Genomic DNA, 24,487 nt, shown 5'->3' with positions numbered 1-24,487 from the left:
TGCATGGAATCGGCCCTGTGGGCCGATTCCATGCAGCTCCATATAGCCCAACCGAGTCCCCAATCGGAGGCTCGGTTTTTCTTTTCCCGTCATCCCGAGCGGAGGCCGTCAGGCCGTAGTCGAGGGATCTCTTCGGTTACATGAGGCTGGTGTAGATGGCGAGGATGTCCGCTTCGGTGGCGGGGCGGGGGTTGCCGGGGGTGCACACGTCGTTGAACGCGTCGTGGGCGAGGCCGGCGAGGTCGGCCTGGGTGGCGCCGACCTCGCTGATGGTGGTCGGGTTGCCGAGCTTGACGGTCAGGTCGCGCACCGCGTCGACCGCGGCCTTGCGGGCCTGGTCGAGCGGCATGTCGTACGCGCCGGCGACGCCGAACGCGTCGGCGATGTCGCGGTACTTCTCGCCGGTATAGGCCTTGTTGTAGTCCATGACCGGGGCGAGCAGGATCCCGTTGGCCACGCCGTGGGCCACGTTCAATCGTCCGCCGAGCGGGTGGGCCATGCCGTGCACGAGCCCGAGCCCGACGTTGGAGTACGCCATGCCGGTGATGTAGCTGGCGTAGGCCATCTGCTCGCCGGCGGGCACGTCGCCGTCCGCGCTCTTGGCGAGGTTCTGGGCGATCATGCGGATGGTCTGCATGCTCAGGCAGTCGGACAGGCTCCACGCGCCCGGCGTGATATACCCCTCGATCGCGTGGGTGAGGGCGTCCAGGCCGGTGGCGACCTTCAGGCCGCGCGGCATCGAGTCGGTCAGGTCGGGGTCCACGAACGCGACCAGGGGGATGTCGTGCGGGTCGACCGCCACGAACTTGCGCCTGTTGGCGGTGTCGGTGACCACGTAGTTGATCGTGGTCTCGGAGGCGGTGCCGGCGGTGGTGGGCACGCCGAAGATCGGCACGGAAGGATGCTTGGTGTCGGCCACGCCCTCCAGGGAGAGCACGTCGGAGAACTCGGGGTTCGCGGCCACGATCCCGATGCCCTTGCACGTGTCCTGCGGACTGCCGCCGCCCAGACCGATCAGGAAATCCGCGCCCGAGGCCGTGAACTTCTCCACGCCGTCCTTGATGCACTCGACCGGCGGATTCGGCTTCACGTTGTCGAACACCTCGTACGGCACGCCCGCCCCGTCGAGCACGTCCGTGACCTTCCCCACGGTGCCGGTCTCGACCAGCACCGGATCGGTCACGATGAAAGCCTTCGTGAAGCCGTGCGACCTGGCCACGCCCGGGATCTCCCGGATCGCGCCGCGACCGAAATACGCCGACTGGTTGAAAATCATACGGTAGACCATACTTGCTCTCCTTCGAAGCTGATGTTGTGACTACGGCTTATGCCGCTAGCTTCAAGCATAGCGCATGTATGGAAAATTGAAGAAAAAATATAGAAAATATCTTCTTCACTGTAAAGGAGCCATAGTGCTTTCGCGGTGAACGATCTGCGTGGGAAGGATGATGTAGCGGTCCTCGAGCGCGTTGTCGCGGGCTTCGCAGACCATCTTCAGCGCCTTGCGGGCGATCAGGTCGAAAGGCTGTCGCACGGTGGTCAATGCCGGGGAGAGGTATGGGGAGGGGTAGGTGTCGTCGAAGCCGATGACGGAGAGGTCGTTGGGAATCGAGAAGCCGCGCTCCTGCGCGGCCTTATACAGACTCACCGCCATCAGGTCGTCGAAACAGAACACGGCCGTGGGCGGCTCGTCGAGTTCGAGCAACTGAATGGCCGCGTGATAGCTGGTCTGCGAGGTGTAGTCGCCCTCCACCACCAGCCGTCGGTCCACCGGCAGTCCGGCCTTGCCCAGCGCGGCCTCGTAGCCCGACAGTCGCGCGGTGGAGGACTGTCGGTCGGCCGGTCCGGTGATGGCCGCGATGCGGGTGTGTCCCAGGTCGATGAGGTGCTGCGTGGCGTCGAACCCTCCTCGCCAGTTGTCGATGTCGATGCCCAGCAGTTCGTCGTTGATTTGCCCGTAGGAGTTGATGGTCACATAAGGGATGTTGCGTGATTCCAGCAGTTTCGCTCCCTCCTGCGGCATGGTGGACAGCAGTGTGACCACGCCCATGGGGTTGCGGTCGATGATGTCGCGGAAGCACTCGTCCACGTCGAAGCTTCCCTCGAGGCGGGTGACGGTGATGCCCACATGGAACTCGCGCGCCTGATAGACCAGTTCTTTGGCCAATTCGAAGGATCCGTTGTTTTCCAGCGAGGCGATGACGAATTCGATGGAACGTGAGGTTTTGGTGCTGGCGAGGGATTTGGAATAGCCGTATTTGTCCAGCAGCTTCTCGATGGTTTTCCGCGTTTGCTCGGCGACGCCGCTTCTGCCGTTGACCACCTTGGAGACGGTGGAGAGCGAGACATCGGCCTCTTCGGCGATCTGCGCCAGTTTGGCTTTGCGCGTGCTGGTATCGGTGCTCATGTCCTCGTCCTCTTCTCGTCTGCCGGTGCCGCACTCGGAGACTTGCGGGTCATGATGGGGCGGATGCGGTGCCGTGTGGTTCCCTGTGAGTCTAGGTGATGCTCACAGCATACCTGAGATTTGCGACACGCGCTTGAAAGTTTCTAAAATCATGTATAAAGTTTAGCTGTGACCTGGCTCACACTTGGGCGGCAAGGAAGCTACGCCTCTAAAGCAAGAAAAGAGGAGCCAGGGCCAAGCGATAACTGAGTATCACACTTACACAAGGAGAAAGCAATGGTAGCTGTCGGTTTTCTTGTGCTTCTGATTGCAACGGTGTTCCAAGGAAGCTTCGGAATCTGTTTCAAGAAGTACCAGCCGTTCTCATGGGAAGCCTTCTGGGCGCTGTTCTCGATTATCGGCGTGCTGCTGATGCCGCATATCTGGTGCGCCATTCTCGTGCCCGACTACTTCTCGTACCTGGCCTCGACCCCGATGTCCACTCTGGTCACCGGAGCGGCCTGCGGCTTCTTCTGGGGCATCAGCTCCATCTGGTACAGCCTGGCCATCAACTATATCGGCGTCTCGCTGGTCACCGGCATCAACCTGGGCCTGTCCAACCTGCTGGGATCGCTGATTCCGATGTTCGTGCTGGGCACGTTCCCCTCCACTTCCTCGCTGATCCTGCTGCTGGTCGGCCAGGCCATCCTGCTGGGCGGCGTCGCCGTGCTGTCCAAGGCCGGCTTCATGAAGAACGACACCGTCAAGGTCGAAGACAAGCAGGACTCGAATGCAAAGACGAAGTCGCTGTTCATGGTCGGCTTCATCATGGCGCTCGCCTCAGGCGCCGGCTCCGCGGCCATCAACATCGGCGGCTCCTTCTCGAATTATCCGGTCAACCTCGCCACCGAGGCGGGCGTGACCCCGATGTACGCCAACCTGCTGCAGTGGCCCGTCGTGTTCTTCGGCGGATTCCTCGCCAACTTCGGCTACGCCGTCTACAAGCTCATCAAGAACAAGACCTACACCGACTACACCAAGCCCGGCTGCCTCAAGGCATACGGCAAGGTGCTGCTTACCTCCTTCGTCTGGTTCGCCGCCCTCGGCGTCTACGCGATGGCCACCGCCCTGCTCGGCGACTTCGGACCTGTGGTCGGCTGGGTCGCGTTCAACGGCCTCGCCCTGATCATCGCCAACCTCTGGGGCTTCAAGGACGGCGAATGGAAGGGCCATCCGAAGGCGCGCAACGTGGCGCTGATCGGCAACGCGATCATCATCGTCTCCCTGTTCGTCGTGGGCATCGCCAACGGCATGGCCTAAGCGCCGCGGCGACGCACCATCCAAACGCATACAACGCAGTATCCAAGAAAGGACCATCCACATGGCAGTCGATAACGTCTCCACCCTCGAAGAACTCAACTACGTTCCCGAAATGCCCGCCCACCCGCGCCCGATCGTATCCATCGCCACCGGCGGCATCGTCACCGGCTCGCATTACCCGGCCTACAAGCTCGCGGGATATCCGGTGATCGGCACCTACGACGTCAACAAGGAGGCCGCCGTCAAGGCCGCCGAGATCGCGGGCGCCGACTTCGTGGCCGACACGCTGGAGGAGATCATCGAATACGGTGAGAAGCACGACGCGGTTTACGACATCGCCGTTCCCGCCAACGCCACCGCCGACATCCTCGAGAAGCTGCCCGACGGCGCGGGCGTGCTCATGCAGAAACCGATGGGCGAAAGCATCGAGGAGGCCCGGCGCATCCTCGAGATCTGCCGTCGCAAGAACCTCACCGCCGGCGTCAACTTCCAGCTGCGGCAGGCCCCCTACATGCTGGCGGCGCGCAAGCTGGTCAACGACGGCGTGATCGGCGAAATCGTCGACGTCGACCACCGTCTGGTCGGCACGCAGCCGTGGAACCTGTGGCCCTTCCTCTTCCCGAAGGACCGCGTCGAAATCAACTACCATTCGATCCACTACATCGACAACATCCGCAGCTTCGTGGGCGATCCGACCACCGTGTACTGCAAAACCATGCAGCACCCCAAGATGCGCGACCTCGCGCAGACCCGCACGTCGATCATCATGGACTACGGCCCGGATCTGCGCGTCAACCTGCATATCAACTTCAACCACGACTACGGCAAGAAGTACCAGGAGTCGATTCTCAAACTTGAAGGCACCAAGGGCGCGATCCGCATCAAGCTCGGCCTGATGTACGACTATCCGGACGGCGAGCCCGACAAGGTGGAGCTGTACACCTACGAGACGGGCGAGTGGCAGGACGTTCCGGTGCGCGGCAGCTGGTTCAACGAGGCCTTCATCGGCACGATGGGCGGCCTGATGAAGAAGCTCGACGATCCGTCGTACGAGTACATGAACTCCGTCGAGGACGCCTACCACACCATGTGCGTGGTCGAGGCGGCCTACCGGTCCAGCGCCGACGGCGGAGTGGCCGTGGCCGACTACGAAATCTGAACCCCTCCACACCCGCGAAAGGCACATGACATGCGTATCGTCGACACCCACGTCCACATCTGGAACACCGAGGAGTACCGGCTGCCCTGGCTCGACGGCGAAGGACCGACGCTGAACCGCGTCTGGTCGGCCGCCGACTACCAGGCCGAGCAGCGGGGCCAAGGCGACTATTCCATCGACAAGGCCGTCTACATCGAGGTCGATATGGCCGCCGACGAGAGGCCGCGCGAGAACGCCCTCGCCGTGGAGCTCGTCGACGATCCCGTCACACCTTTCGCGGGTGCCTGCATCAGCGGGGATCTGAGCGATCCTGGATTCGCGGACTATATCCGTCCGTGGGCCGAACATCCGCAGATCAAAGGCGTGCGACAGGTGCTGCATGTGCCCTCCGCGGCGCCGGGCACCTGTCTGGGGGAGACGTTCGCCGACAACGTGCGTCTGCTCGGCGAGCTGGGATTGGTGTTCGAAGGATGTGTGCGCAATCCCGAACTCGCCGATCTGGCCACGCTGGCCCGTCGCTGCCCGCAGACCACGGTGATCGTGGACCATATGGGCATCGTCGATGCCGACATCGCCGGACTCGAACATCCCCAAGGCGGCGACGCGGCGTATATGGACGCCTGGAAGCGCAATATGGACGATCTGGGCGGACTGGACAACACGGTGTGCAAGGTGTCGGGATTGAACCCGGCGCGGCCGTGGAACGTCGAAACGCTCGGCCGGGCCGTGAACGTGGCGTTCGCGTCCTTCCCATCGGACCGTCTCATATTCGCCTCCAACTTCCCCGTGCTGAACGTGGCGCTCACACTCGATGAGTGGATCCGCGCCATGCTGGACATCACCGCCGATCTGGAACCGGGCGCGCGCGAGGCGTTCTTCGCGTCCAACGCCGAGCGCGTCTACCGCCTGTAGGCACCGCCATCCCTTCGCACCCATTCATCCATCACGACAACATCCACAAGGAGAATCCCATGAGCGACAACACCATCCAACGATTCGGCAGCGTGTCCCGAGCCGACGGCCCCGAAGGATACGCCAAATACAAGGCCTTTCACGCCAACCCCTTCGCGGGCGTCAATGAGATGATCAAGGCCTGCAATCTGCGGAACTACTCCATCTACCACTACGACGGCCTGCTGTTCTCCTATTACGAGTACGTCGGCGACGACTACGAGGCCGATATGGCCAAAATGGCGGCCGACCCCACCACGCAGGAATGGTGGGCGGCCGTGGTGCCATGCATGAAGCCGTTCACCGAAGACGGGCCCTGGGTCGATATGGAGCAGGTGTACCACCTCGACTAGGTCCGCGGGCGGCGGAAGGCATCATCGCACAACACGCAAGAAAGGAGCGCACGACATGGAAGGGCTGTATGTGGCGGCCATCGTGCCATACGACGACAACGGCGCCATCGACGACGAACTCATCCGTCGGCTGGTGGAAAGGAATCTCGATGAGGGGGCGGCGGGCTTCTTCGTGGAGGGATCAAGCGGAGAATGCTTCCTGCTGACCCCCGAGGAGCGGCTGCACCTGTTCGAGGTGTTCGCCGAATACAAGGACCGGTGCACACTGTTCGCCCATGTCGGCTCCTGCGGCACCGACGAAGCCGTGCGGTACGCGACCGCCGCCAAGCAGATGGGCTACCAGCGCGTGGCCGCGACCCCGCCGATCTATTTCGGCTACTCGCCGGCCGCCGTCGCCTCGTACTACGACGACATCGCGTCGGCCATCGGCGAAGGCGTCTACTACTACAACATTCCGATGAACACCCACCGCACGTTGGACTTCTACGACGCGGACACCCGCGCGATGTTCGCCAGCGGATCGATCGCCGGATTCAAGCACACCAACCTCGACCTGTATGAGATGGACCGCCTGCGCGCCATCAACCCGGATCTGAAGATCTTCGGCGGATTCGAGAACCTTATGGTCGCGTTCCTGGCCATGGGCTGCGACGGATTCGTCGGATCGACCTTCAACTTCACGTTGCCGCACTTCACCGCCATCATGCGGGCCTTCGAATCCGGTGACCTCGACACCGCGCGCGACCTGCAGATCAAAGCCAACAATCTCATGGAGGTCATCATGCGCGAGGGATTGTTCCCCTCGATCAAGCACGCGATGACGGCGCGTGGATTCGACGTGGGCGAAGTGCGCAAACCGTTCCTGCCGCTCGGCGCCGAAGCCGCCGCCCGAGTGGACCGCGCGATCGCCGACAACCTCATCGGCTGATCCACGGCCGCCATCCGCCATCCGCGCCGGCGGGGCCTGGCTCCGTCGGCATCCGACCAACCAACAGACATCCAAGAAGAGAGGCGATATGTCTGTGCAACTCAAAGGCATCACATGGGGCCACAGCCGTGGCTTCACCTCCATCGTGGGCGTCACCCAGCGCTACGCCGAACTGCATCCCGGATTCGACATCACCTGGCACAAACGTTCCCTGACGGAATTCGAAAGCAAACCCATCGACCAGTTGGCCGCCGAATACGACCTGCTGATCATCGACCATCCGTGGGCGGGATTCGCCGCGGCCCACAACGTGCTGCTTCCGCTCGACGAATGGCTTGACGCCGACTATATGGCCGACCAACGCGCCAACTCGGTCGGCCAGTCGTGCGCCAGCTACGACTTCGACGGATTCCAAAGCGCGCTCGCCATCGACGCCGCCTCGCCGGTGGCCGTATGGCGACCCGACCGGCTGTCGGCCGACGCCGTTCCGTCGACCTTCGACGAGGTGCTTGAGCTTGCGAAGCAGGGCGTTGTGGCCTTCGCGGGCACCCCGCAATACCTGCTGATGGATTTCATCGGATTGTGCAACACCGCCGGCGGCCGCCTGTTCGCGCCGGGAGAGGAACATGTCGTGGACCGCGCCACCGGCGTTCGTGTGCTCGAGGATATGCGCCGCCTGGCCAGGCTATGCGATCCGGCCGTATTCGAGTGGAGCACCATCGAACTGCACGAGCGACTCGCCAAGTCGGACACGCTCAGCTACTGCCCGTGGGTGTACGGCTATGTGAACTATTCGCGCCGCGGTTACGCCGAGCATGCGCTCAAAGCGGGCAATGTGCCGGCATACGCCGGCAGACTGGTCACCGGCGTGCTTGGCGGCACCGGGTTGGCCATCTCCGCCGGCACCCGGCATCCGCGCGAGGCCGCCGACTTCGTCGCATACGCGGCTTCCGGCGAGGTGCAGCGCACCCTGTTCGCCGACAACGGCGGCCAGCCCGGGCACCGCGCCGCATGGCTGGACGAGGAGTGCAACCGCACGACGCTCGATTTCTTCGCGGACACGCTGGAAACCTTGGACGCGAGCTACATGCGTCCACGCTACAGTGGATATCTCACCTTCCAGGACAACGCGGGCGGGTTCATCCAGGACTTCGTGCGCGGCGACGGCGCCGCCGAGGCCGTGCTCGACCAGTTGGATGCCCTGTATGTGCGTTCGCGCGAGCAGTAAGGAGCAACGATGAAACCGCTTGAGGGCATGGTGGTCCTCGACTTCTGCCAGTATCTCGCCGGCCCGTCCGCCGCGATGCGCCTGGCCGACCTCGGCGCGCGCGTGATCAAAATCGAACGCCCCGGAGTGGGCGATGGATCCCGGCGTCTGGCGTTGGAGGGACTGTGGTCGGATGGCGACGCGGTCAACTTCCACGCGATCAACCGCAATAAGGAAAGCGTCGCGCTGAACACGAAGGATCCGGACGACCTCGCCAAAGTGAAGCGTCTGATCGCGCAGGCGGATGTGCTGATCGAAGCCTTCCGCCCCGGTGTGATGGAGAAGATGGGACTGGGCTACGACGATGTCAAGACGTTGAACCCGCGTCTCGTCTACGGTTCGGTCAGTGGCTACGGCACGGTGGGTCCTTGGGTGGGCAAGCCCGGCCAGGATCTGCTGGTGCAGTCGCTGTCCGGCCTCGCATGGCTGAACGGCGACGACGGACAGCCGCCCATGCCCTTCGCCCTGTCCCTCGCCGACTCCTACACCGGCGTGCATCTGGTCGAAGGCATCCTCTCCTGTCTGATCCGCCGTGAGACCACAGGCGAGGGCGGCCACGTGGAGGTCAGCCTGCTGTCATCGATTCTCGACATGCAGTTCGAAGTGCTCACCACCTACCTCAACGACGGACGCCGCGCTCCCCAACGCAGCGCCTACCACAACGCGCACGCCTATCTGGCCGCCCCATACGGCATCTACGAGACGGCGGACGGTTATCTGGCGCTCGCCATGGGGTCGGTAAGCCGCATCGGCGAGCTTATCGGCTCTTCCGCGGTGGCCGCCCGCACCGACGAGGCCGAATGGTTCACCAAACGCGATGAGATCAAACGCGAGATCGGCGAGGCGCTGCTGGGCGGCACCACCGACCATTGGCTGTCGCTGCTGGAGCCGGCCGGCGTCTGGTGCTCCGACGTGTACACCTGGGAACGGCTGGTCGCCTCCGAAGCGTTCAAAGCGCTCGACTTCATCCAAGACGTCGCGCGCGAAGGCGACCCTTCGCTGTTCACCACACGTTGCCCGATACGTTTTCTTGGGGAGGACCGTCCGGCCTCGAAGCCGGCCCCGCGGTTGGGCGCCGACACCGACCGCATCGTCGCCGAGTTCGGACTCGACGCGAATGCGAGGGAAGGAGCGAAGCGATGAAACCGTTGCAAGGCATCAAAGTGCTGGATCTGAGCCAGTTCCTCTCCGCGCCTTCGGCCACCTTGCGGCTGGCCGACCTCGGTGCCGAAGTGTTGAAAGTCGAACGGCCCGGAGGCGGCGACATCTGCCGTTCGCTGTATATATCCGACTGCGTGATCGACGGCGACAGTTCGCTGTTCCATGCGATCAACCGCAACAAGAAGGCCATCGCGCTCGATCTGAAGGATCCGGGCAGCCGGACCGTGTTGGAGAGGCTGGTACGCGAGGCTGACGTGATGGTCGTCAACTACCGTCCGGGCGTGGCCGACCGCATCGGCGTGGGATACGACGCCATGACCGCCATCAATCCGCGTCTGGTGTACGGCGAGGTGAGCGGCTACGGCGAAAGCGGACCGTGGTCCGGCAAACCCGGGCAGGATCTGCTGGCCCAGGCGCTGTCGGGAATCTGCTGGCTGAACGGCGACGCCGGCCAGCCGCCGACCCCGATGGGGTTGTCGGTGGCCGACCTGTTCGCGGGACAGCTGCTCGTCCAAGGCGTGATGGCGGGCCTGCTGCGCGCCAAACGCACCGGCGTCGGCGCGCACGTGCACGTCAGCCTGTTGGAGGCGTTGCTGGACATGCAGTTCGAGGTGCTCACCACCTACCTCAACGACGGGCACAAACCGCCGCAACGCAGCGCCGTCAACAACGCCAACGCCTACATCAGCGCCCCGTACGGCATCTACGCCACGGCGGACGGCTATCTGGCGCTCGCCATGATCCCCATTCCCCGGCTCGGCGAGCTGATCGGATGCGAGAAACTGCTCGGCTACACGGATCCGGACGACTGGCATCGCAGGCGCGACGAGATCAAGCGTGTGCTGGTCGATCACCTCGCGGGCGAAACCACCGCCCACTGGCTGTCGATTCTCGAACCTGCGGATGTCTGGTGCGCGGACGTGTACACCTGGGACACGCTGATGGACACGGAGGCGTTCCAAGCGCTGGACATGGTGCAGGAGGTGCGCCGTCCCAACGGCGTCTCCATCGCCACCACCTGCTGTCCGATTCGTATCGACGGTGAGCGGTACAAGGGCGGCCCGGCGGCTCCGACCGTCGGACAGGACAACGCGCAATACCTGTGAGGGCGGCTGTGGCGGCCGCGTGGCACCCATAGCGCTCAAACGGAGCATTCCCAAGCACACATCACGTTCACCACGTTTATCCATCACGTTCATCACGTTCAGAAAGGAACCACAATGGCCGAACAGACACTGTATTTCGAGGATTACGAACTGGGCAGCACGCGCGTGACCGGCGCCCGCACCATCACGGAAGCGGATTTCGTGATCCATGCCGGGCAGACCGGCGACTTCTTCCCCCACCATATGGATGCCGAATTCGCCAAAACCACCGAATTCGGCCAGCGCATCGCCCACGGCACGCTCACCTTCAGCGTGGGCGTCGGCCTGACCGCGTCGTTCGTCAATCCGGTGGCCTTCTCCTACGGCTACGACCATCTGCGCTTCATCAAGCCGGTGTTCATCGGCGACACCATCCACACGGAGGTGACCATCCATGAGAAGAAGGACTCGCCCAAGCATGCGGACCAAGGCGTCGTGACCGAGCGTCTCGCCATCATCAACCAGCGCGGGGAGACCGTGATGGTGGCCGACCATCTGCTGATGTGCCAGAAGAAAACTTCCTGACGCCGCGTTCTGCATGGCGTAGTTCCATGTGACGCAAGCCGGATGGCCACCATGCGGGGGTTGTTCCACGTAACGGTCATCCGGTTTCGCGTATCGCACCCCATCCGTTAAGGTGGGGTGTTCGTATACGCCCGTGTATATTCATACATTCGCACGCATCACGCAGAGAGGAGAGTCGGCATGGCAGCATTGCGCGGTCCGGACAGTTCCGAAGACGATCGTCGCTTGGGGGAGCAGGCCGTCTTTCCGGAGACGGTCGACGTCAACATCCGCCAGCTCGACCCGATTCCCGCGCCCCGCGCGTTTCTGAAGGAGCTGCCGCTCACCGACGAGATGAGCGAGCTGGTGCTGCATTCGCGCCAGGAGATCCGCGACGTGCTGCACGGTCGCGACGACCGTCTGCTGGTGATCGTCGGCCCCTGTTCGATCCACGACCCCAAGGCGGCGCACGAATACGCCGAGAAGCTCGCCGCCGTCAAACGCGAGCTCGAGGACCGTCTGGTCATCGTGATGCGCGTGTATTTCGAGAAGCCGCGCACCACCATCGGCTGGAAGGGCCTGATCAACGATCCCGACCTCGACGGCCGTTTCAACATCCGCAAAGGCATGTGGATGGCGCGCAAGGTGCTCACCGACGTGCTCAGCCTGGGACTTCCCACCGCCACCGAATGGCTCGACCCGATCACCCCGCAGTACATCTGCGATCTGATCAGCTGGGGAGCGATCGGCGCGCGCAACACCGAAAGCCAGGTGCACCGCGAGCTCGCCTCCGGTCTGTCGATGCCGGTGGGCTTCAAGAACTCCACCGACGGCTCCATCAAAGCGGCCGCCGACTCCTGCTTCGCCGCCGCGTTCGAGCACCATTTCCTGTCGATCAACCTCGACGGCCGTGTGATCTCCGCCGAAACCAAGGGCAATCCCGACTGCCATCTGGTGCTGCGCGGATCCAGCCACGGCCCCAACTACGACGCCGCGTCCGTGGCGGAGGCGTTGGAGTCGCTCAAGGCTTCGAAGGCTTCCGGCCCCAGCGAGCACGGTCTGGTGATCGACGCCGCGCACGGCAACTGCGGCAAGGACGAGGTGCGTGAGGCCGAGGTGGTCGAGGAGATCGCCGAACGCGTCGCCGCCGGTGAGCTGGGCATTCTCGGCGTGATGATGGAAAGCTTCCTGGTCGCCGGCAATCAGAAGCCCGCGCCGCTCGACCAACTGGTGTACGGCCAGTCCGTCACCGATTCCTGCGTGCCGTGGGACCGCACGGCCGAACTGCTGCATAAGCTGGCCGACGCCGTCGACGCCCGCCGCGCCCGCTGATTGTGATGGCGCGCGGGCTCTCCGCCGGAAGCGCCCCGACCCATCCACCGCGCCTTATACCGCGTCTTATGTTGTGCCTTATGCCGGCCTGCGGATGGTGATCCGCGGCCCGGCGTGAACGCTTCGGACCGACCTCGTTTCCCGCGCGGAACGGGGTCGGTTATTCTTGGGGTGAGAACCAAGGAGAGTGCAGACTATGCAGCCGAACGACAAGCCCCGCGACATCGCCGAGGACCTTCGCGTCATCAAGCAGGCGATGGACGAGGGCAAGAATCCGTTGGTCGCCACCGACGTGCCCCGCTGGGAGGATATGGTAGGCGTCAACCGCATCATCAACCGCCGCGTCATCGAACTCGAGCCGCTGCCCACGCCCGCGCAGGTGCTCACCGACATGCCGCTTGACGAGCACGCGCAGCAGATCGTCTCGTATTCGCGCGACGAGATCCGCGCCTGCCTGACCGGCATGGACGACCGTCTGCTGGTGATCGTCGGCCCTTGCTCCGTGCACGATCCGGCCGCCGCGCTCGATTACGCCCGCCGTCTGGCCAAACTCAAAGACGAACTCGATGAGCATCTGCTCATCGTCATGCGCGTGTATTTCGAGAAGCCGCGCACCACGGTCGGCTGGAAGGGGCTGATCAACGATCCCGACATCGACGGCAGCCACAACATCCGCAAAGGCCTGCTCTTGGCCCGGCGCATCCTGCTCGACGTGCTCGGCTGTGGACTGGCGGCCGCCACGGAATTCCTCGAACCCACCTCGCCGCAGTTCATCGCCGACGCGGTCAGCTGGGGCGCGATCGGCGCGCGCAACACGGAAAGCCAGATCCACCGCCAGCTCGCCTCCGGCCTGTCCATGCCGGTGGGATTCAAAAACGCGACCGACGGTTCGGTCAAGGCCGCGGTCAACGGCTGCTATTCCGCCGCGCAACGGCACGCGTTCTTCGGCATTGACCATAAGGGGCGCGCCTGCTCGATCCAGACGCTCGGCAACCCCGACTGCCATGTGGTGCTGCGCGGCTCCATCCACGGGCCCAACTACGACGCCGCGTCCGTGGCCGCCGCGATGGATGACATCCGCGCGATGATGCCGGCCGATTGCGCCGCCTCGCATGGCGTGATCGTGGACTGCTCGCACGGTAACTCCGGCAAGGACGAGCATCGTCAGGCCGAGGTGGTGCGCGACATCGCAGGCCGCATCGCAGGCGGGGAGCGCGGCATCACCGGCATTATGATGGAAAGCTTCCTCGAGGGCGGCAACCAGCCCGCCGCGCCATTGAAGGAGCTGGTGTACGGCAAGTCGATCACCGACAAATGCATCAGCTGGCCCGACACGGCCAGCCTGCTGCGCGAACTCGCCGAAGCCGTCGCCACCCGCCGCTGGAGCTGATTTACACAATTACATAGAAGGAGCACACAAATGAAGACGATCGCGATCATCGGCGCGATGGATGAGGAAGTGGCGCTGATCGCCGGCGCGCTGGATAACGTCGAAGTCGATAAGGCCGCGAGCCTGGCCGTCTCCCGCGGCACCATCACCACGAACGCGGGCGAAGCCGTCGCCGTGGCGGCCACCGTCGGCGGCATGGGCCTGGTGAACGCGGCCGCCACCACACAGCATCTCATCGACGTCTACCGTCCGGACGCGCTGATCTTCACCGGCATCGCCGGCAACCTCAACCGCGACCTGCACATCAACGACGTGGTGCTCGGTGGCACCCTGCGCTACCTCGACACCGACATGCGTCTGGTCGGCCAGTGGAAGCCTGGCACCGCCACCGAGCCGGTCGAGGAATTCCACTCCGACGAGCGGCTGCTGCGCGTGGCCGACGAGGCGCTCACCGCCGCCGGCACCACGCATATCACCGGCATCATCGCCTCCGGCAACTATTTCGTCGACAGCCCCGCCAAGGTGATGGAGGTGGTGAACGCCACCGGCGCCGACGCCGTGGAGATGGAGGGCGCGGCCGTGGCCCACGTCGCTGCGCGCAACGACGTTCCCGCGCTGGTGATCCGCGCCATGAGCGACAACGCCGACACCGACTACGAGGTGTTCAAGGAGTTCGACATCTCCGAATACGCCGACACCGCCGCCCGCCTCGCCGTCGACATCGTCAAGCGCCTGTAGCGGGCGCGGACGGCATGGGTTGGTTATATGCCGTGATGGCCGATCGCGCTGCTCCCTCTGTTTCTGGTCAAAGAGAATAAGGACAACGACCACACGTTGTGACATCAACGAGCTTGTTGGCCCCGCGTTATGATCCGATAACGGTCATGGCGCGGGGCTATCTGCGTTACGGGTAGTGGATTTTCGTATCTGCAGACATCGATCTGCGTTACGGGTAGTGTCCTTTTGGCGTTACTCCCACTACCATGCCCCATATTTCAACGAACGTAAGTGGCGTGCGGTCTCTAGGGCACTACCGGTAACGCAGATCGATATCCGCAGGAGGCCGAATCCACTACCGGTAACGCAGATAGGCTGAAGCGAATGGCTTCGATGCGTTATGGGCGGGCTTTCGAAACAGGTGCCAAGCCGCACGCCATGCGAAGCCCTCTTCCGATAGTCGACACTGCCGCCCGCTAGCTGTCCATCGTCAAACGTCTGTGGTCTCTATCCGGCTTGAGCGAGGCCCTCCTACACGATATGTTCGCGCACGCACACGCGTATCGCTTCGGCTCGGCTATGTACGCCGAGCTTTTTGTAAGCGTTATTCATATGCGTTTTTACGGTTCCCTCGCTCATATGCATGGTATGCGCTACTGCGATGGTGGTCCGGCCTTTCAGATATTCCCTCAATACTGAGATTTCCGTGTCGGTAAGCAGTAGCCGTTGGAATGCCAATGATTGCTGTTGCCAAGTGATGAGCGAGGTTTTGCCGGTGGCGTGTCCGATGGTATGCACATAGTCTTGTATGGCCGCCTCTTTGAATAACACGGCATGTATCCCTGCCTCGCGCAATTCCTCATCGGTGTTCTCGACGGGGAAGGCTGTGATACCGATGACGGTGATCTGCGGGTACTTTCGGGTGATGTGCGTCGCCAGCTGTTTGCCGTCCATTCCAGGCATTCGTAGATCCGTGAGCACGACGTTCGGCTGTGTGGTGGTGTACTCGCACAAGGCCAGCGCATCGTGACCATTGCGAACATTCCATAATACGTGCAGCGGTGAGGGTTGATCGTCGAACATCGATACAAGCGCCTGAGAGACCAGTGGGTCATTGTCCACAATACCTACGGTTAACGATTCGGTGCACATGGTTATGCCTCGCTTCCGTTATCGGAGGAATTAAAGGACTCGGAGGGGACTGGAGGATGCGAGCCAGAGGGAATCGAAATGAAGATGGTCCATTCCCCGGACTCCTGACTGGTTGAAACCGTTCCTCCGGCGCGACTGATCTCCTCGGTGATTAAACGGAGGCCGGTGCTGGTTCCAGCGTCGATATCAGTGAATTTCGAACTTTGTTCATGTGGGTGTGGCGTAGAACAACGATTTGACGAGAGTATGGATATGGTCTGTTCATCCGTGTCGATAGCCAAAGCATACGGCCCAGGCATGCCGTACTTGATGATGTTGCCGCCGACCTCCCGCACGCAATGCGATATCAGCTCAATCCGTGAAGGAGTGAGATGCTCAACCTGTCCGATGACTTGTGGCATTCCGATAAAACCTTGTTCGTGAAGACGATGTGCGGCGCTTTGTATCGTTTGAAGTAGCGTATGCTCCGTGGACTCCGGAGTTGGACCGGGGCTTTGAACAGATGAAATCGGTCGGGCATCGGTGAGATCGAGTTTGCGCCGAGTTGGTATGATGACTTGTTGGCGCAACTCGTGCAGGCTGAGCGCCAGAACATCCGCTATCTCCCCAACGTCTTTCAGATTATTGCCGGCTGGCGTATTCGACTGAAAAGAACGTAGCCGAGCCAGAGCGTACACCAGATTATTGGCCACGGAATCATGCAATACGTGGAGCATCTCAAGTTGGTGCGCCCGCTGTTGATTTTGAATTTCGGCAGCGGCTCGTTCTCGCTCGTTGCGTGTCATCTGACCTATAAGCGCGCCGATGCCCCAAGCGACGATAACAGGTTGCATGGTGGCGGCAAAACTTGAAACCCACCATAACTGCGTGGCTGAGCCAACGATGATGAGCGATTGAAACAGAACGAATGCGCATGAGGGAATAATGACATTGGCGATATGCTTGCCGAGCACCGCAGATGCCAGCCAAACAGGAGATGCCTGCAACCAGTAGACTCCGGCCGACGGGAATGGCGCAAATGCGAGAACAAAACAAACGACTACGATGATCGAAGCGAAGATGACCGGACGCAGCGGTAGAAACAGAAGCAGCATTACCACAATGAGATTCTCTGCATGGAGCAGCGGAGTGGCTCCCAGCGTGTTTGCCCAGTCGGCAATGATTCCTATGGCGAAAAGCCACGAGATTGCGCAATATAGAGTACGTTCCTTGAACAGGATGCTGTTTCTCACAGCCATAACTGTACCCTGACCACGTTGTGCCTCTTCATTTCCACCTCATTGTAAAAATTCGTAGCAGTAAAATTGCTGGTTGTTGTCGCTGATGATCAGCAGTATTCCATTATGGTTGTAGATTCTTTTTGCTTGATAGTGATGATTAGAATCCATATTCAAAGAAGGAATTTGGAGCTCTTTCTCCACCGAATTGATGGTATCGAAATCCTCTTCCGAGGGAGCAGAGTAATCATCGGTATCTAAAACAGTGTTCTCAACATTGGAAAACCGCAGTATTGTGATGGTGGTGAAGCGTGTTCCGTCGCCTTGGAATCCGATGTCTTCTTTGTGGAAAGTAACATACGCTCCATGAGGGAACGTAACGTTCCAGTTGCGGGACATGTTGGAAATCGGGGAGAAAAACACATTCCCCGCAGCATATAACGCCAACATCGCTATCAGGACGACGGAAAAACCCACTATATAGATTCTGTGTTTTGCTGAATGACGGCTCCTTCCCATTATGTGTCCTTTCTTCAGGGAAACGAATGAACGATTGACATGTTCATTGTCCATCGATGAGGTATTCCGCATGTCGATGGAACTCATACGAACGGACAGAACTTCGTGAGGGTCCGTCGCTTGGAAGAGCCGGCCCATTGGCCCTTGCGTATCCGCCGCCAAAGTGAATTCCAGTTGAACTTCTGCGGTCCAATGGCCATGTTTTGGGTGACCGGCGATAGTCTGGGAAGGCGAATGGACGAAAGGACCGCATGATGCAATGGTGGCAGATCGCATTGCCGGCGCTGGTCGCCGTGGCCGTGCTGGCGGTGGCGGTCGCGCTCGCCTATATGCGCGGTCGTGACGTGGGCGAACGCGACGCCCGCTCCCGATACGCCGGCGGGGGAACGGCCGGCTTGATTAGGCCGACTGGCTCGACCGGTGCCGGCTTGCCGCAGAACGCCGACGCATCGCTGTTTGGGTCCGACCTGCCCGTGCGCGCCGCCGAAGAGGGCTTCATCCAGGTGATGACGGACGCCGTGATCATCGCGGACGCCCACGGCTTCGTCCACTACGCCAGCGCCGACGCGATGCCGCTCGGCCTGGTCGAGGCGTCCCGTCTCGTCTCGCCGGAGGTGGGGGACATCCTCGCCCAAGTCGTGAGCGACGGCGAAACCCGCGAACGCGAGGTGCGCATGCCCATCGACCATGCCGCCGTCGAATCCGCCGAACCCAGCAGCGGACGCGGCGTGAAGGCCGGACAATCCGCCCCCTCGCATACGCGCTATCTCAACGTGCGCGTGGGTGCGATCGCCCCCGCGCGCTATGCGATCCTCTTAAGTGACATGAGCGAACAGCGGCGCTTCGAGGCGATGCGCCGCGACTTCGTCACCAACGTCTCGCACGAGCTGAAAACCCCGGCGGGCGCGATCGCCCTGCTCGCCGAAACCATCGCCGACGCGGCCGACGATCCGGACGCCGTGCGCTACTTCTCCGGCCGTGTCTCCAAGGAATCCGAACGGCTCACCGAACTGGTGCACCGACTGATCGACCTGCAGAAAGCGCAGGACGACACCGCCCTGCCCGCCGCTCAACGGCTGTCGGTGCTCGCCGTGGCTCGCGAGGCTATCGCCGAGAACCGCGTGCAGGCCGCCGCCAAGCATATCGACGTGCGGCTCTCCTGCGCGGGCAAGCCGGTATCCACGGACGCTGGAATCGCCGGCGAAAACCTGCGGAGCGCGGAACCTACAGATGCCGCGGAACCCACGGATGACGCGGAACTCGCAGATATCGCGCGCGATTCCACAGACTTCACGCAAGGCATGGCGGCTTCCGACGCGTCGCAGGACGTGCTGGTGAACGCGGACGAGGAATCCCTCACCACCGCGGTCAAAAACCTCATCGAAAACGCGATTCGCTACTCGCCCGAACGCACCACCGTCAACGTGGCGGTCAGCGAACGAGACGGCACGGCGACCATCCGCGTCATCGACCAGGGCATCGGCATCCCGCAGGCCTCGCTCGGCCGCATTTTCGAACGTTTCTACCGCGTGGATCCGGCGCGCTCGCGGGCCACCGGCGGCACCGGACTGGGCCTGGCGATCGTCAAGCATTGCGTTCAGGACTGCGGCGGCACCATCACCGTGTGGTCGCGCGAAGGCGAAGGCTCCACATTCACCATCGAACTGCCATCCGCCGAAAGGCAGGGGCATACCACCCAAGACACTCAAGAAAGGGCGAAATGACACGCATTCTGATCGTCGAGGATGAGGAATCCTACCGCGAGCCGCTGGTCTACCAGCTCACCCGCGAGGGCTACGACGTCTCCGCCGCGGCCAGTGGCGAGGAGGGATTGGAGCTGTTCACCCAAGGTGGCATCGACCTGGTGCTGCTCGACCTGATGCTGCCCGGCATCGACGGCACCTCGCTGTGCCGGCGCATCCGCGAGCAAAGCCGCGTGCCGATCATCATGCTCACCGCCAAAAGCGCGGAGATCGACAAGGTCGTCGGATTGGAGATCGGGGCGGATGATTACGTGACCAAGCCGTACTCCTTCCGCGAGCTGCTCGCGCGCATCCGGGCCGTGATGCGCCGCAACCAGGACGTCGCGCAGGTCTCGGGCGGCGCGGACGCCGACCTGCCGCTCGTATGCGGCGATATCGCCATGCAGATCGGGCAGCATGAGGTCACCGTGCGCGGCGAGAACGTGTTCTTCCCGCTCAAGGAGTTCGAACTGCTCGAATATCTGATGCAGCACAAGGGGCGCGTGCTCACCCGGCACCAGCTCATCGACCGCATCTGGGGCTCGGACTATGTGGGCGACACCAAAACCCTCGACGTGCACGTCAAACGCGTACGCGCCAAAATCGAGGAGGATCCCGCGCATCCGCAGTATCTGACCACCGTGCGCGGTTTGGGATATAAGATTGATGATTGTTCATCTTCCGTTCACTGATTTCGGCGCGGGACCCCGCCGAAATCCCATAGGCTGGTATGTGTCAAGCAATGACACGGCGGCCCAGGCCGCGAAAAACATTGATAGAGGGAAATAAGAATCATGCGTAAGAATGCTCTCGTGCGCTCCCTTGCCGCGCTGTCCGGCATCGCCATGCTCGCCTCCGTCGCCGCCTGCGGCGACAACGTCGCCATCGACGACGGCTCGAATTCCAGCTCCTCCACCCTGTCCGGCGAATTCGCCGGCGCCGGCGCCTCCTCCCAGCAGGCCGCCGTGGACGCGTGGATCTCCGGCTTCACCTCCGCCCACTCCGGCGTGACCGTCGCCTACAATCCGACCGGATCCGGCGCCGGCGTGAGCTCCTTCCTGACCGGCGCGATCGCCTGGGCCGGCTCCGACAAGGCCCTCTCCGACGACGAGGTCGAGCAGTCCAAGGACGCGGCCTGCGCCGACGGCACCACCGCCTTCGACGTGCCCGTCTACATCTCCCCGATCGCCGTGGTGTTCAACTTGAAGGGCGTCTCCGACGAGGGCGAGCACATCAATATGGACGCCTCCACCATCGCCAAGATCTTCGACGGCAAGATCACCAGCTGGAACGATCCGGCCATCGCCGACCAGAACCCCGACCTCGACCTGCCCGACACCGCGATTACCGTGGTGCATCGCTCCGACAAGTCCGGCACCACGCAGAACTTCGTGAGCTACTTCAAGGACGTGGCCCCGGACGACTGGACCTACGACCTGTCCGAGAACTGGCCTAACGAGGTCGGCCAGGGCGCCAAGGGCACCTCCGGCGTGATCTCCACCGTCAAGCAGGCCGACGGCACCATCGGCTACGCCGACTTCTCCCAGGTGGGCGACCTCGGCACCGTGGCCGTCAAGGTGGGCGACCAGTACACCGAGATCTCCGCCGACGCCGGCTCCAAGGTGGTCGAGGATTCCGAGATCGACGAAACCGTCACCGGTGAGAACCGCGTGGTCGTCAAGCTCAACCACAACACCGAGGCCGACGGCGCCTACCCGATCGTGCTGGTCTCCTACGACATCGCCTGCCCGGTCTACGCCGACGCCTCCACCGCCGAATTCGTCAAGGAATGGCTCACCTACGTGACCTCCGACGAAGGCCAGCAGGCCGCGCAGAACGCCGCTGGCACCGCTCCGCTGCCGAGCAGCCTGAGCGAGAAGGTCGCCGCGTCCATCGAGGCAATCCAGACCAAGTAGTGTTCCAAGTGGTGACCCACCATCCATCGGACGAACCCGGGCGACGGGCATAGGCGCTGCAGGCACGGGCCGGAATCATCCCCCGTGCCTGTGGCGCGCCCGCCGTTTGGGTTACGATGGTTGCATCAGATTCGCAATGAAGGAGAACCTGTGAGTTCGCAACGCACAACGGCCGAACAGGCGGCCGGCGGCAAAACCGCGGATAAGGTGTTCAAAGGCGTGGCCTACGCCTGCGGCATCCTGATCCTCGCGGTGCTCGCCGCGGTGTTCCTGTTCCTGTTCTTCCGCGCCTGGCCGCTGATCGGCGGTGACCAGCAGGCCAACAGCGAGACCATCGCCAGCTTCACCGGCGGCAAGGCCTCCAACTTCTGGCAGTACGTCGGGCCCCTGCTGTTCGGCACGGTGCTCGTCTCCCTGCTGGCGCTGGTGATCGCATTCTTCATCTCCATCGGCATCGCGCTGTTCATCTCGCATTACGCGCCGAAGAAGCTCGCCGCCGCGTTGAGCTATGTGGTCGACCTGCTCGCCGCCATCCCGTCGGTGATCTACGGCCTGTGGGGCGGCCTGATTCTGGTGCCGGCCATCTATCCGTTCTGGAATTGGGTGGGCACCTACCTCGGCTGGATTCCGCTGTTCGAAGGCCCCGCCGCCAATCCGTCGCGCACCGTGGCCACCGTGGCCGTGGTGCTCGCCGTGATGATCCTGCCGATCATCACCTCGCTGTCGCGCGACATCTTCCTGCAGACCCCGCGCCTGCACGAGGAGGCCGCGCTGGCCCTGGGCGCCACCAAATGGGAGATGATCAAGCTCGCCGTGCTGCCGTTCGGCAAATCCGGCATCGTGTCCGCCTCCATGCTGGCCTTGGGTCGCGCGCTGGGTGAGACGATGGCCGTGCTGATGATCCTCTCGCCGGGACTCAACTACTCCATCAAACTGCTGCAGGCCTCGCAGAATCAGACGATCGCCGCGAACATCGCCGCGCAGTATCCCGAAGCCAACGATCTGGGCGTCTCCACGCTGATCGGAACCGGTCTGATCCTGTTCCTCATCACCTTCGTGGTCAACTTCATCGCCCGTAAGATCACCGAGAAAGCGAGTGCGTGATGAGTGCCGCCGAAAAATCCCCGATGAGCGGCGCGCCCGTCATCGACTTCGACAAATTCAAGCCCACCCGTTCCTCCGAGCAGGCGCGTAAGACCAAGGACATCGCCATGCGGGTCATCATCGCGCTGGCCTTCGTGGTGGCGCTTGTGCCGCTGGTCTCCGTGCTGTGGACCACCATCTCCAACGGCGTCAAGCGGCTCAACCTCAACTTCCTGAGCTACAACATGACCAACGTGATCGGCGGCAACCAGACGCCGTCCGGCGGCTACGGCGGCGTGCAGCACGCCATCATCGGCACGTTGGAGATCACCGCGGGCGCGATGCTCATCTCCATCCCCATCGGCCTGATGTGCGCCGTGTATCTGGTGGAGTACTCCAACCGGGGCAAGCTCGCCAAGGTGATCTCGCTGCTGGTCGACGTGATGAGCGGCATCCCCTCCATCGTGGCCGGCCTGTTCGCCTTCTCGATGTTCACGATTCTGCTCGGCCCCGGCACCATCAACGGTTTCGAGGGATCCGTGGCTTTGTCGCTGCTGATGATCCCCACCGTGGTCAAGTCCTGCGAGGAGATGCTCAAAATCGTGCCGAACGATCTGCGCGAGGCCTCCTACGCGTTGGGCGTCACCAAGCAGCGCACCATCACCAAAATCGTGCTGCGCACCGCACTGCCGGGCATCGTCTCCGGCGCGATCCTCGCCATCGCGCGAGTGATCGGCGAAACCGCGCCGCTGCTGATGACCGCGGGCTACATCTCCTCGACGAACTTCAACCTGTTCTCCGGGCAGATGACCACCCTGCCGGTGTACGTCTACCAGGAGTATTCGAAGCTGAACGCCAACTGTCCAGCGGGCGCCGACGCCACCTGCGTGACCACCATCCCGATGGAGCGCGCCTGGGCCGCCGCCCTTGTGCTCATCATCATCGTGCTGCTGCTCAACCTGATCGGCCGCGTCGTGGCGAAGATCTTCGCCGTCAAGTCGGAACGCTAGAACGCCAGACCCTAGGAATCAGAAGGAACCAACATGGGACAACGCATTGACGTCATCCACGAGAACATCTACTACGGCAACTTCCTGGCCGTGGAGGACGTGAACATCAACATCGAGCCGAACAAGGTCACCGCGTTCATCGGCCCCTCCGGCTGCGGCAAGTCGACTGTGCTGCGCACGCTCGACCGCATGCACGAGATCATCCCCGGCGCCCGCGTCGAGGGCGAGGTGCTGCTTGAAGGCAAGAACCTGTACGCCAAGGACATCGACCCCGTGGCCGTGCGCCGCGACGTGGGCATGGTGTTCCAGCGTCCGAACCCGTTCCCTACCATGTCGATCCGTGAGAACGTGCTCGCCGGCGTGCGTCTGAACAACAAGCGCCTCGCCAAGTCCGACGCGGACGATCTGGTCGAGTGGGCCCTGCGCGGCGCGAACCTGTGGGAGGAGGTCAAGGACCGTCTCGACAATCCCGGCATCGGCCTGTCCGGCGGCCAGCAGCAGCGTCTGTGCATCGCCCGCGCCGTGGCCGTGCACCCGCAGGTGCTGTTGATGGACGAGCCCTGCTCCGCGCTTGACCCGATCTCCACGCTCGCCGTCGAGGATCTGATCAACGAGCTGAAAAGCGACTACACCATCGTGATCGTGACCCACAACATGCAGCAGGCCGCCCGCATCGCCGACTACACGGCGTTCTTCAATCTGAAGGCCGTGGGACAGCCGGGCCATCTGGAGTATTTCGCGGACACCACCACGATGTTCAACAACCCGCAAAACGCCGAAGCCGAACGGTATATCTCTGGACGTTTCGGCTGATCCATCAGCCGAAACGTGGCGGCAGCCCGGTGGGCTGTCGCGATCGAGCTTCAGCTCGACAGGAACTTGAGCCCCGCTTTGGCGGGGCTGCTTTGTTTAGGTCGGCTGATCCATCAGCCGAAACGTGGCGGCAGCCCGGTGGGTTGTCGCAATCGAGCTTCAGCTCGACAGGAACTTGGGCCCCGTCCAAGCGGGGCTTCTTTGTTTGGTCCGGTTGATCGACCTGAGGCCGGCTCTTGCTGTTTGGCCGGTCCAAGGTCCCATCAGCGTGGATGATTTGCCACTAACTGTACGGTCGTCCACGCTGGGGAATGTCCAGGCGTGGATGATCCGTCACCAGCCGTCGATTTGTCCACGTTGAGGGGTGTCTTAGCGTGGATGGATTGATGGTGGCTGGCAATTCATCCACGTTTCGAATCCTG

At 62.5% G+C, this 24,487-nt stretch carries 23 protein-coding genes; 18 read left to right on the top strand and 5 right to left on the bottom strand.

What is annotated here, in order from left to right:
• Positions 1 to 136 precede the first annotated feature (136 nt).
• Complete coding sequence (gene fucO / locus BE0216_RS05730) at positions 137 to 1,288, bottom strand: lactaldehyde reductase (protein WP_094637377.1); 1,152 nt, start codon at positions 1,286 to 1,288, stop codon at positions 137 to 139.
• 105 nt (positions 1,289 to 1,393) lie between these two features.
• Positions 1,394 to 2,407: a LacI family DNA-binding transcriptional regulator gene (locus BE0216_RS05725; protein ID WP_094637376.1), complete on the bottom strand. Its 1,014-nt coding sequence runs from the start codon at positions 2,405 to 2,407 to the stop codon at positions 1,394 to 1,396.
• Positions 2,408 to 2,683: 276 nt separating this feature from the next.
• Between BE0216_RS05725 and BE0216_RS05720 the strand changes: the two genes are divergently transcribed.
• The 12 genes from BE0216_RS05720 to mtnN all read left to right on the top strand — a co-directional run bounded on the left by BE0216_RS05720 (position 2,684) and on the right by mtnN (position 14,634).
• The gene (locus BE0216_RS05720; RefSeq protein ID WP_094637375.1) at positions 2,684 to 3,706 is read left to right on the top strand and encodes an L-rhamnose/proton symporter RhaT; all 1,023 of its coding nucleotides are present in this window, start codon (positions 2,684 to 2,686) and stop codon (positions 3,704 to 3,706) included.
• Between the two features lie 61 nt (positions 3,707 to 3,767).
• Positions 3,768 to 4,865 (top strand): Gfo/Idh/MocA family protein, encoded by a 1,098-nt coding sequence (locus BE0216_RS05715; protein ID WP_094637374.1) that lies wholly within the window; start codon positions 3,768 to 3,770, stop codon positions 4,863 to 4,865.
• Positions 4,866 to 4,895: 30 nt separating this feature from the next.
• Positions 4,896 to 5,777, top strand: coding sequence for an amidohydrolase family protein (locus BE0216_RS05710; RefSeq protein WP_094637373.1), 882 nt, complete (start codon positions 4,896 to 4,898; stop codon positions 5,775 to 5,777).
• A 59-nt stretch (positions 5,778 to 5,836) separates the two neighbouring features.
• Positions 5,837 to 6,169 carry an L-rhamnose mutarotase gene (locus tag BE0216_RS05705; RefSeq protein ID WP_094637372.1) on the top strand — a complete coding sequence of 111 codons (333 nt, stop codon included), beginning with the start codon at positions 5,837 to 5,839 and terminating at the stop codon, positions 6,167 to 6,169.
• A 55-nt stretch (positions 6,170 to 6,224) separates the two neighbouring features.
• On the top strand, positions 6,225 to 7,097 hold the full coding sequence (locus BE0216_RS05700) for a dihydrodipicolinate synthase family protein (RefSeq protein ID WP_094637371.1): 873 nt from the start codon (positions 6,225 to 6,227) through the stop codon (positions 7,095 to 7,097).
• An 88-nt stretch (positions 7,098 to 7,185) separates the two neighbouring features.
• Positions 7,186 to 8,325, top strand: a complete 1,140-nt coding sequence (locus tag BE0216_RS05695; RefSeq protein WP_094637370.1) for an extracellular solute-binding protein — start codon at positions 7,186 to 7,188, stop codon at positions 8,323 to 8,325.
• 9 nt (positions 8,326 to 8,334) lie between these two features.
• Positions 8,335 to 9,507 (top strand): CaiB/BaiF CoA transferase family protein, encoded by a 1,173-nt coding sequence (locus BE0216_RS05690; RefSeq protein ID WP_094637369.1) that lies wholly within the window; start codon positions 8,335 to 8,337, stop codon positions 9,505 to 9,507.
• Positions 9,504 to 10,631: a CaiB/BaiF CoA transferase family protein gene (locus BE0216_RS05685; RefSeq protein ID WP_094637368.1), complete on the top strand. Its 1,128-nt coding sequence runs from the start codon at positions 9,504 to 9,506 to the stop codon at positions 10,629 to 10,631. Before BE0216_RS05690 ends, BE0216_RS05685 begins: the two co-directional genes overlap by 4 nt.
• A gap of 114 nt (positions 10,632 to 10,745) precedes the next feature.
• Positions 10,746 to 11,195 carry a MaoC/PaaZ C-terminal domain-containing protein gene (locus BE0216_RS05680; RefSeq protein ID WP_094637367.1) on the top strand — a complete coding sequence of 150 codons (450 nt, stop codon included), beginning with the start codon at positions 10,746 to 10,748 and terminating at the stop codon, positions 11,193 to 11,195.
• Between the two features lie 180 nt (positions 11,196 to 11,375).
• Positions 11,376 to 12,506 (top strand): 3-deoxy-7-phosphoheptulonate synthase, encoded by a 1,131-nt coding sequence (locus BE0216_RS05675; RefSeq protein WP_094637366.1) that lies wholly within the window; start codon positions 11,376 to 11,378, stop codon positions 12,504 to 12,506.
• A gap of 196 nt (positions 12,507 to 12,702) precedes the next feature.
• Positions 12,703 to 13,896: a 3-deoxy-7-phosphoheptulonate synthase gene (locus BE0216_RS05670; RefSeq protein ID WP_094637365.1), complete on the top strand. Its 1,194-nt coding sequence runs from the start codon at positions 12,703 to 12,705 to the stop codon at positions 13,894 to 13,896.
• Positions 13,897 to 13,926: 30 nt separating this feature from the next.
• The gene (mtnN, locus tag BE0216_RS05665; protein ID WP_094637364.1) at positions 13,927 to 14,634 is read left to right on the top strand and encodes a 5'-methylthioadenosine/S-adenosylhomocysteine nucleosidase; all 708 of its coding nucleotides are present in this window, start codon (positions 13,927 to 13,929) and stop codon (positions 14,632 to 14,634) included.
• A 510-nt stretch (positions 14,635 to 15,144) separates the two neighbouring features.
• Here mtnN and BE0216_RS05660 read toward each other — a convergent pair.
• The 3 genes from BE0216_RS05660 to BE0216_RS05650 are packed head-to-tail and all read right to left on the bottom strand — an operon-like array spanning position 15,145 to position 17,777.
• Positions 15,145 to 15,765, bottom strand: a complete 621-nt coding sequence (locus tag BE0216_RS05660; protein WP_094637363.1) for a response regulator transcription factor — start codon at positions 15,763 to 15,765, stop codon at positions 15,145 to 15,147.
• 2 nt (positions 15,766 to 15,767) lie between these two features.
• Positions 15,768 to 17,003, bottom strand: coding sequence for a sensor histidine kinase (locus tag BE0216_RS05655; protein ID WP_094637362.1), 1,236 nt, complete (start codon positions 17,001 to 17,003; stop codon positions 15,768 to 15,770).
• A gap of 39 nt (positions 17,004 to 17,042) precedes the next feature.
• Positions 17,043 to 17,777, bottom strand: coding sequence for a hypothetical protein (locus BE0216_RS05650; RefSeq protein WP_143249327.1), 735 nt, complete (start codon positions 17,775 to 17,777; stop codon positions 17,043 to 17,045).
• Here BE0216_RS05650 and BE0216_RS05645 point away from each other — a divergent pair.
• The 6 genes from BE0216_RS05645 to pstB all read left to right on the top strand — a co-directional run bounded on the left by BE0216_RS05645 (position 17,756) and on the right by pstB (position 24,065).
• Complete coding sequence (locus BE0216_RS05645) at positions 17,756 to 19,225, top strand: sensor histidine kinase (RefSeq protein WP_094637360.1); 1,470 nt, start codon at positions 17,756 to 17,758, stop codon at positions 19,223 to 19,225. The two genes, BE0216_RS05650 and BE0216_RS05645, sit on opposite strands and share 22 nt — an antisense overlap.
• On the top strand, positions 19,222 to 19,935 hold the full coding sequence (locus tag BE0216_RS05640) for a response regulator transcription factor (protein WP_094637359.1): 714 nt from the start codon (positions 19,222 to 19,224) through the stop codon (positions 19,933 to 19,935). The genes BE0216_RS05645 and BE0216_RS05640 overlap by 4 nt, the downstream gene beginning before the upstream one ends.
• A 102-nt stretch (positions 19,936 to 20,037) precedes the next feature.
• On the top strand, positions 20,038 to 21,159 hold the full coding sequence (gene pstS / locus BE0216_RS05635; protein ID WP_094637358.1) for a phosphate ABC transporter substrate-binding protein PstS: 1,122 nt from the start codon (positions 20,038 to 20,040) through the stop codon (positions 21,157 to 21,159).
• Between the two features lie 150 nt (positions 21,160 to 21,309).
• On the top strand, positions 21,310 to 22,263 hold the full coding sequence (gene pstC, locus BE0216_RS05630) for a phosphate ABC transporter permease subunit PstC (protein WP_094637357.1): 954 nt from the start codon (positions 21,310 to 21,312) through the stop codon (positions 22,261 to 22,263).
• Entirely contained in the window at positions 22,263 to 23,252 is a 990-nt protein-coding gene (gene pstA, locus BE0216_RS05625) for a phosphate ABC transporter permease PstA (protein ID WP_072724752.1), read from the top strand. Before pstC ends, pstA begins: the two co-directional genes overlap by 1 nt.
• 33 nt (positions 23,253 to 23,285) lie before the next feature.
• Positions 23,286 to 24,065, top strand: coding sequence for a phosphate ABC transporter ATP-binding protein PstB (gene pstB, locus BE0216_RS05620; protein WP_072724754.1), 780 nt, complete (start codon positions 23,286 to 23,288; stop codon positions 24,063 to 24,065).
• Positions 24,066 to 24,487 lie beyond the last annotated feature (422 nt).

It is taken from the genome of Bifidobacterium eulemuris (assembly GCF_014898155.1).
GTDB lineage: Bacteria > Actinomycetota > Actinomycetes > Actinomycetales > Bifidobacteriaceae > Bifidobacterium > Bifidobacterium eulemuris.
Note: the sequence above shows the minus strand (reverse complement) of the source record. Positions and strands in the feature narration are given on the sequence as shown.

Excerpts from the sequence above, each read along its gene's own strand:
- BE0216_RS05715 (WP_094637374.1), top strand. The coding sequence starts at position 3,768 with ATGGCAGTCGATAACGTCTCCACCCTCGAAGAACTCAACTACGTTCCC.
- BE0216_RS05660 (WP_094637363.1), bottom strand. The coding sequence starts at position 15,765 with ATGTGCACCGAATCGTTAACCGTAGGTATTGTGGACAATGACCCACTG.
- BE0216_RS05650 (WP_143249327.1), bottom strand. The coding sequence starts at position 17,777 with ATGCGATCTGCCACCATTGCATCATGCGGTCCTTTCGTCCATTCGCCT.
- mtnN (WP_094637364.1), top strand. The coding sequence starts at position 13,927 with ATGAAGACGATCGCGATCATCGGCGCGATGGATGAGGAAGTGGCGCTG.
- BE0216_RS05675 (WP_094637366.1), top strand. The coding sequence starts at position 11,376 with ATGGCAGCATTGCGCGGTCCGGACAGTTCCGAAGACGATCGTCGCTTG.
- BE0216_RS05685 (WP_094637368.1), top strand. The coding sequence starts at position 9,504 with ATGAAACCGTTGCAAGGCATCAAAGTGCTGGATCTGAGCCAGTTCCTC.
- BE0216_RS05725 (WP_094637376.1), bottom strand. The coding sequence starts at position 2,407 with ATGAGCACCGATACCAGCACGCGCAAAGCCAAACTGGCGCAGATCGCC.
- BE0216_RS05680 (WP_094637367.1), top strand. The coding sequence starts at position 10,746 with ATGGCCGAACAGACACTGTATTTCGAGGATTACGAACTGGGCAGCACG.
- pstB (WP_072724754.1), top strand. The coding sequence starts at position 23,286 with ATGGGACAACGCATTGACGTCATCCACGAGAACATCTACTACGGCAAC.
- BE0216_RS05690 (WP_094637369.1), top strand. The coding sequence starts at position 8,335 with ATGAAACCGCTTGAGGGCATGGTGGTCCTCGACTTCTGCCAGTATCTC.
- BE0216_RS05705 (WP_094637372.1), top strand. The coding sequence starts at position 5,837 with ATGAGCGACAACACCATCCAACGATTCGGCAGCGTGTCCCGAGCCGAC.
- BE0216_RS05695 (WP_094637370.1), top strand. The coding sequence starts at position 7,186 with ATGTCTGTGCAACTCAAAGGCATCACATGGGGCCACAGCCGTGGCTTC.
- BE0216_RS05640 (WP_094637359.1), top strand. The coding sequence starts at position 19,222 with ATGACACGCATTCTGATCGTCGAGGATGAGGAATCCTACCGCGAGCCG.
- pstA (WP_072724752.1), top strand. The coding sequence starts at position 22,263 with ATGAGTGCCGCCGAAAAATCCCCGATGAGCGGCGCGCCCGTCATCGAC.
- BE0216_RS05710 (WP_094637373.1), top strand. The coding sequence starts at position 4,896 with ATGCGTATCGTCGACACCCACGTCCACATCTGGAACACCGAGGAGTAC.
- BE0216_RS05720 (WP_094637375.1), top strand. The coding sequence starts at position 2,684 with ATGGTAGCTGTCGGTTTTCTTGTGCTTCTGATTGCAACGGTGTTCCAA.
- BE0216_RS05645 (WP_094637360.1), top strand. The coding sequence starts at position 17,756 with ATGCAATGGTGGCAGATCGCATTGCCGGCGCTGGTCGCCGTGGCCGTG.
- pstS (WP_094637358.1), top strand. The coding sequence starts at position 20,038 with ATGCGTAAGAATGCTCTCGTGCGCTCCCTTGCCGCGCTGTCCGGCATC.
- BE0216_RS05700 (WP_094637371.1), top strand. The coding sequence starts at position 6,225 with ATGGAAGGGCTGTATGTGGCGGCCATCGTGCCATACGACGACAACGGC.
- BE0216_RS05655 (WP_094637362.1), bottom strand. The coding sequence starts at position 17,003 with ATGGCTGTGAGAAACAGCATCCTGTTCAAGGAACGTACTCTATATTGC.
- BE0216_RS05670 (WP_094637365.1), top strand. The coding sequence starts at position 12,703 with ATGCAGCCGAACGACAAGCCCCGCGACATCGCCGAGGACCTTCGCGTC.
- fucO (WP_094637377.1), bottom strand. The coding sequence starts at position 1,288 with ATGGTCTACCGTATGATTTTCAACCAGTCGGCGTATTTCGGTCGCGGC.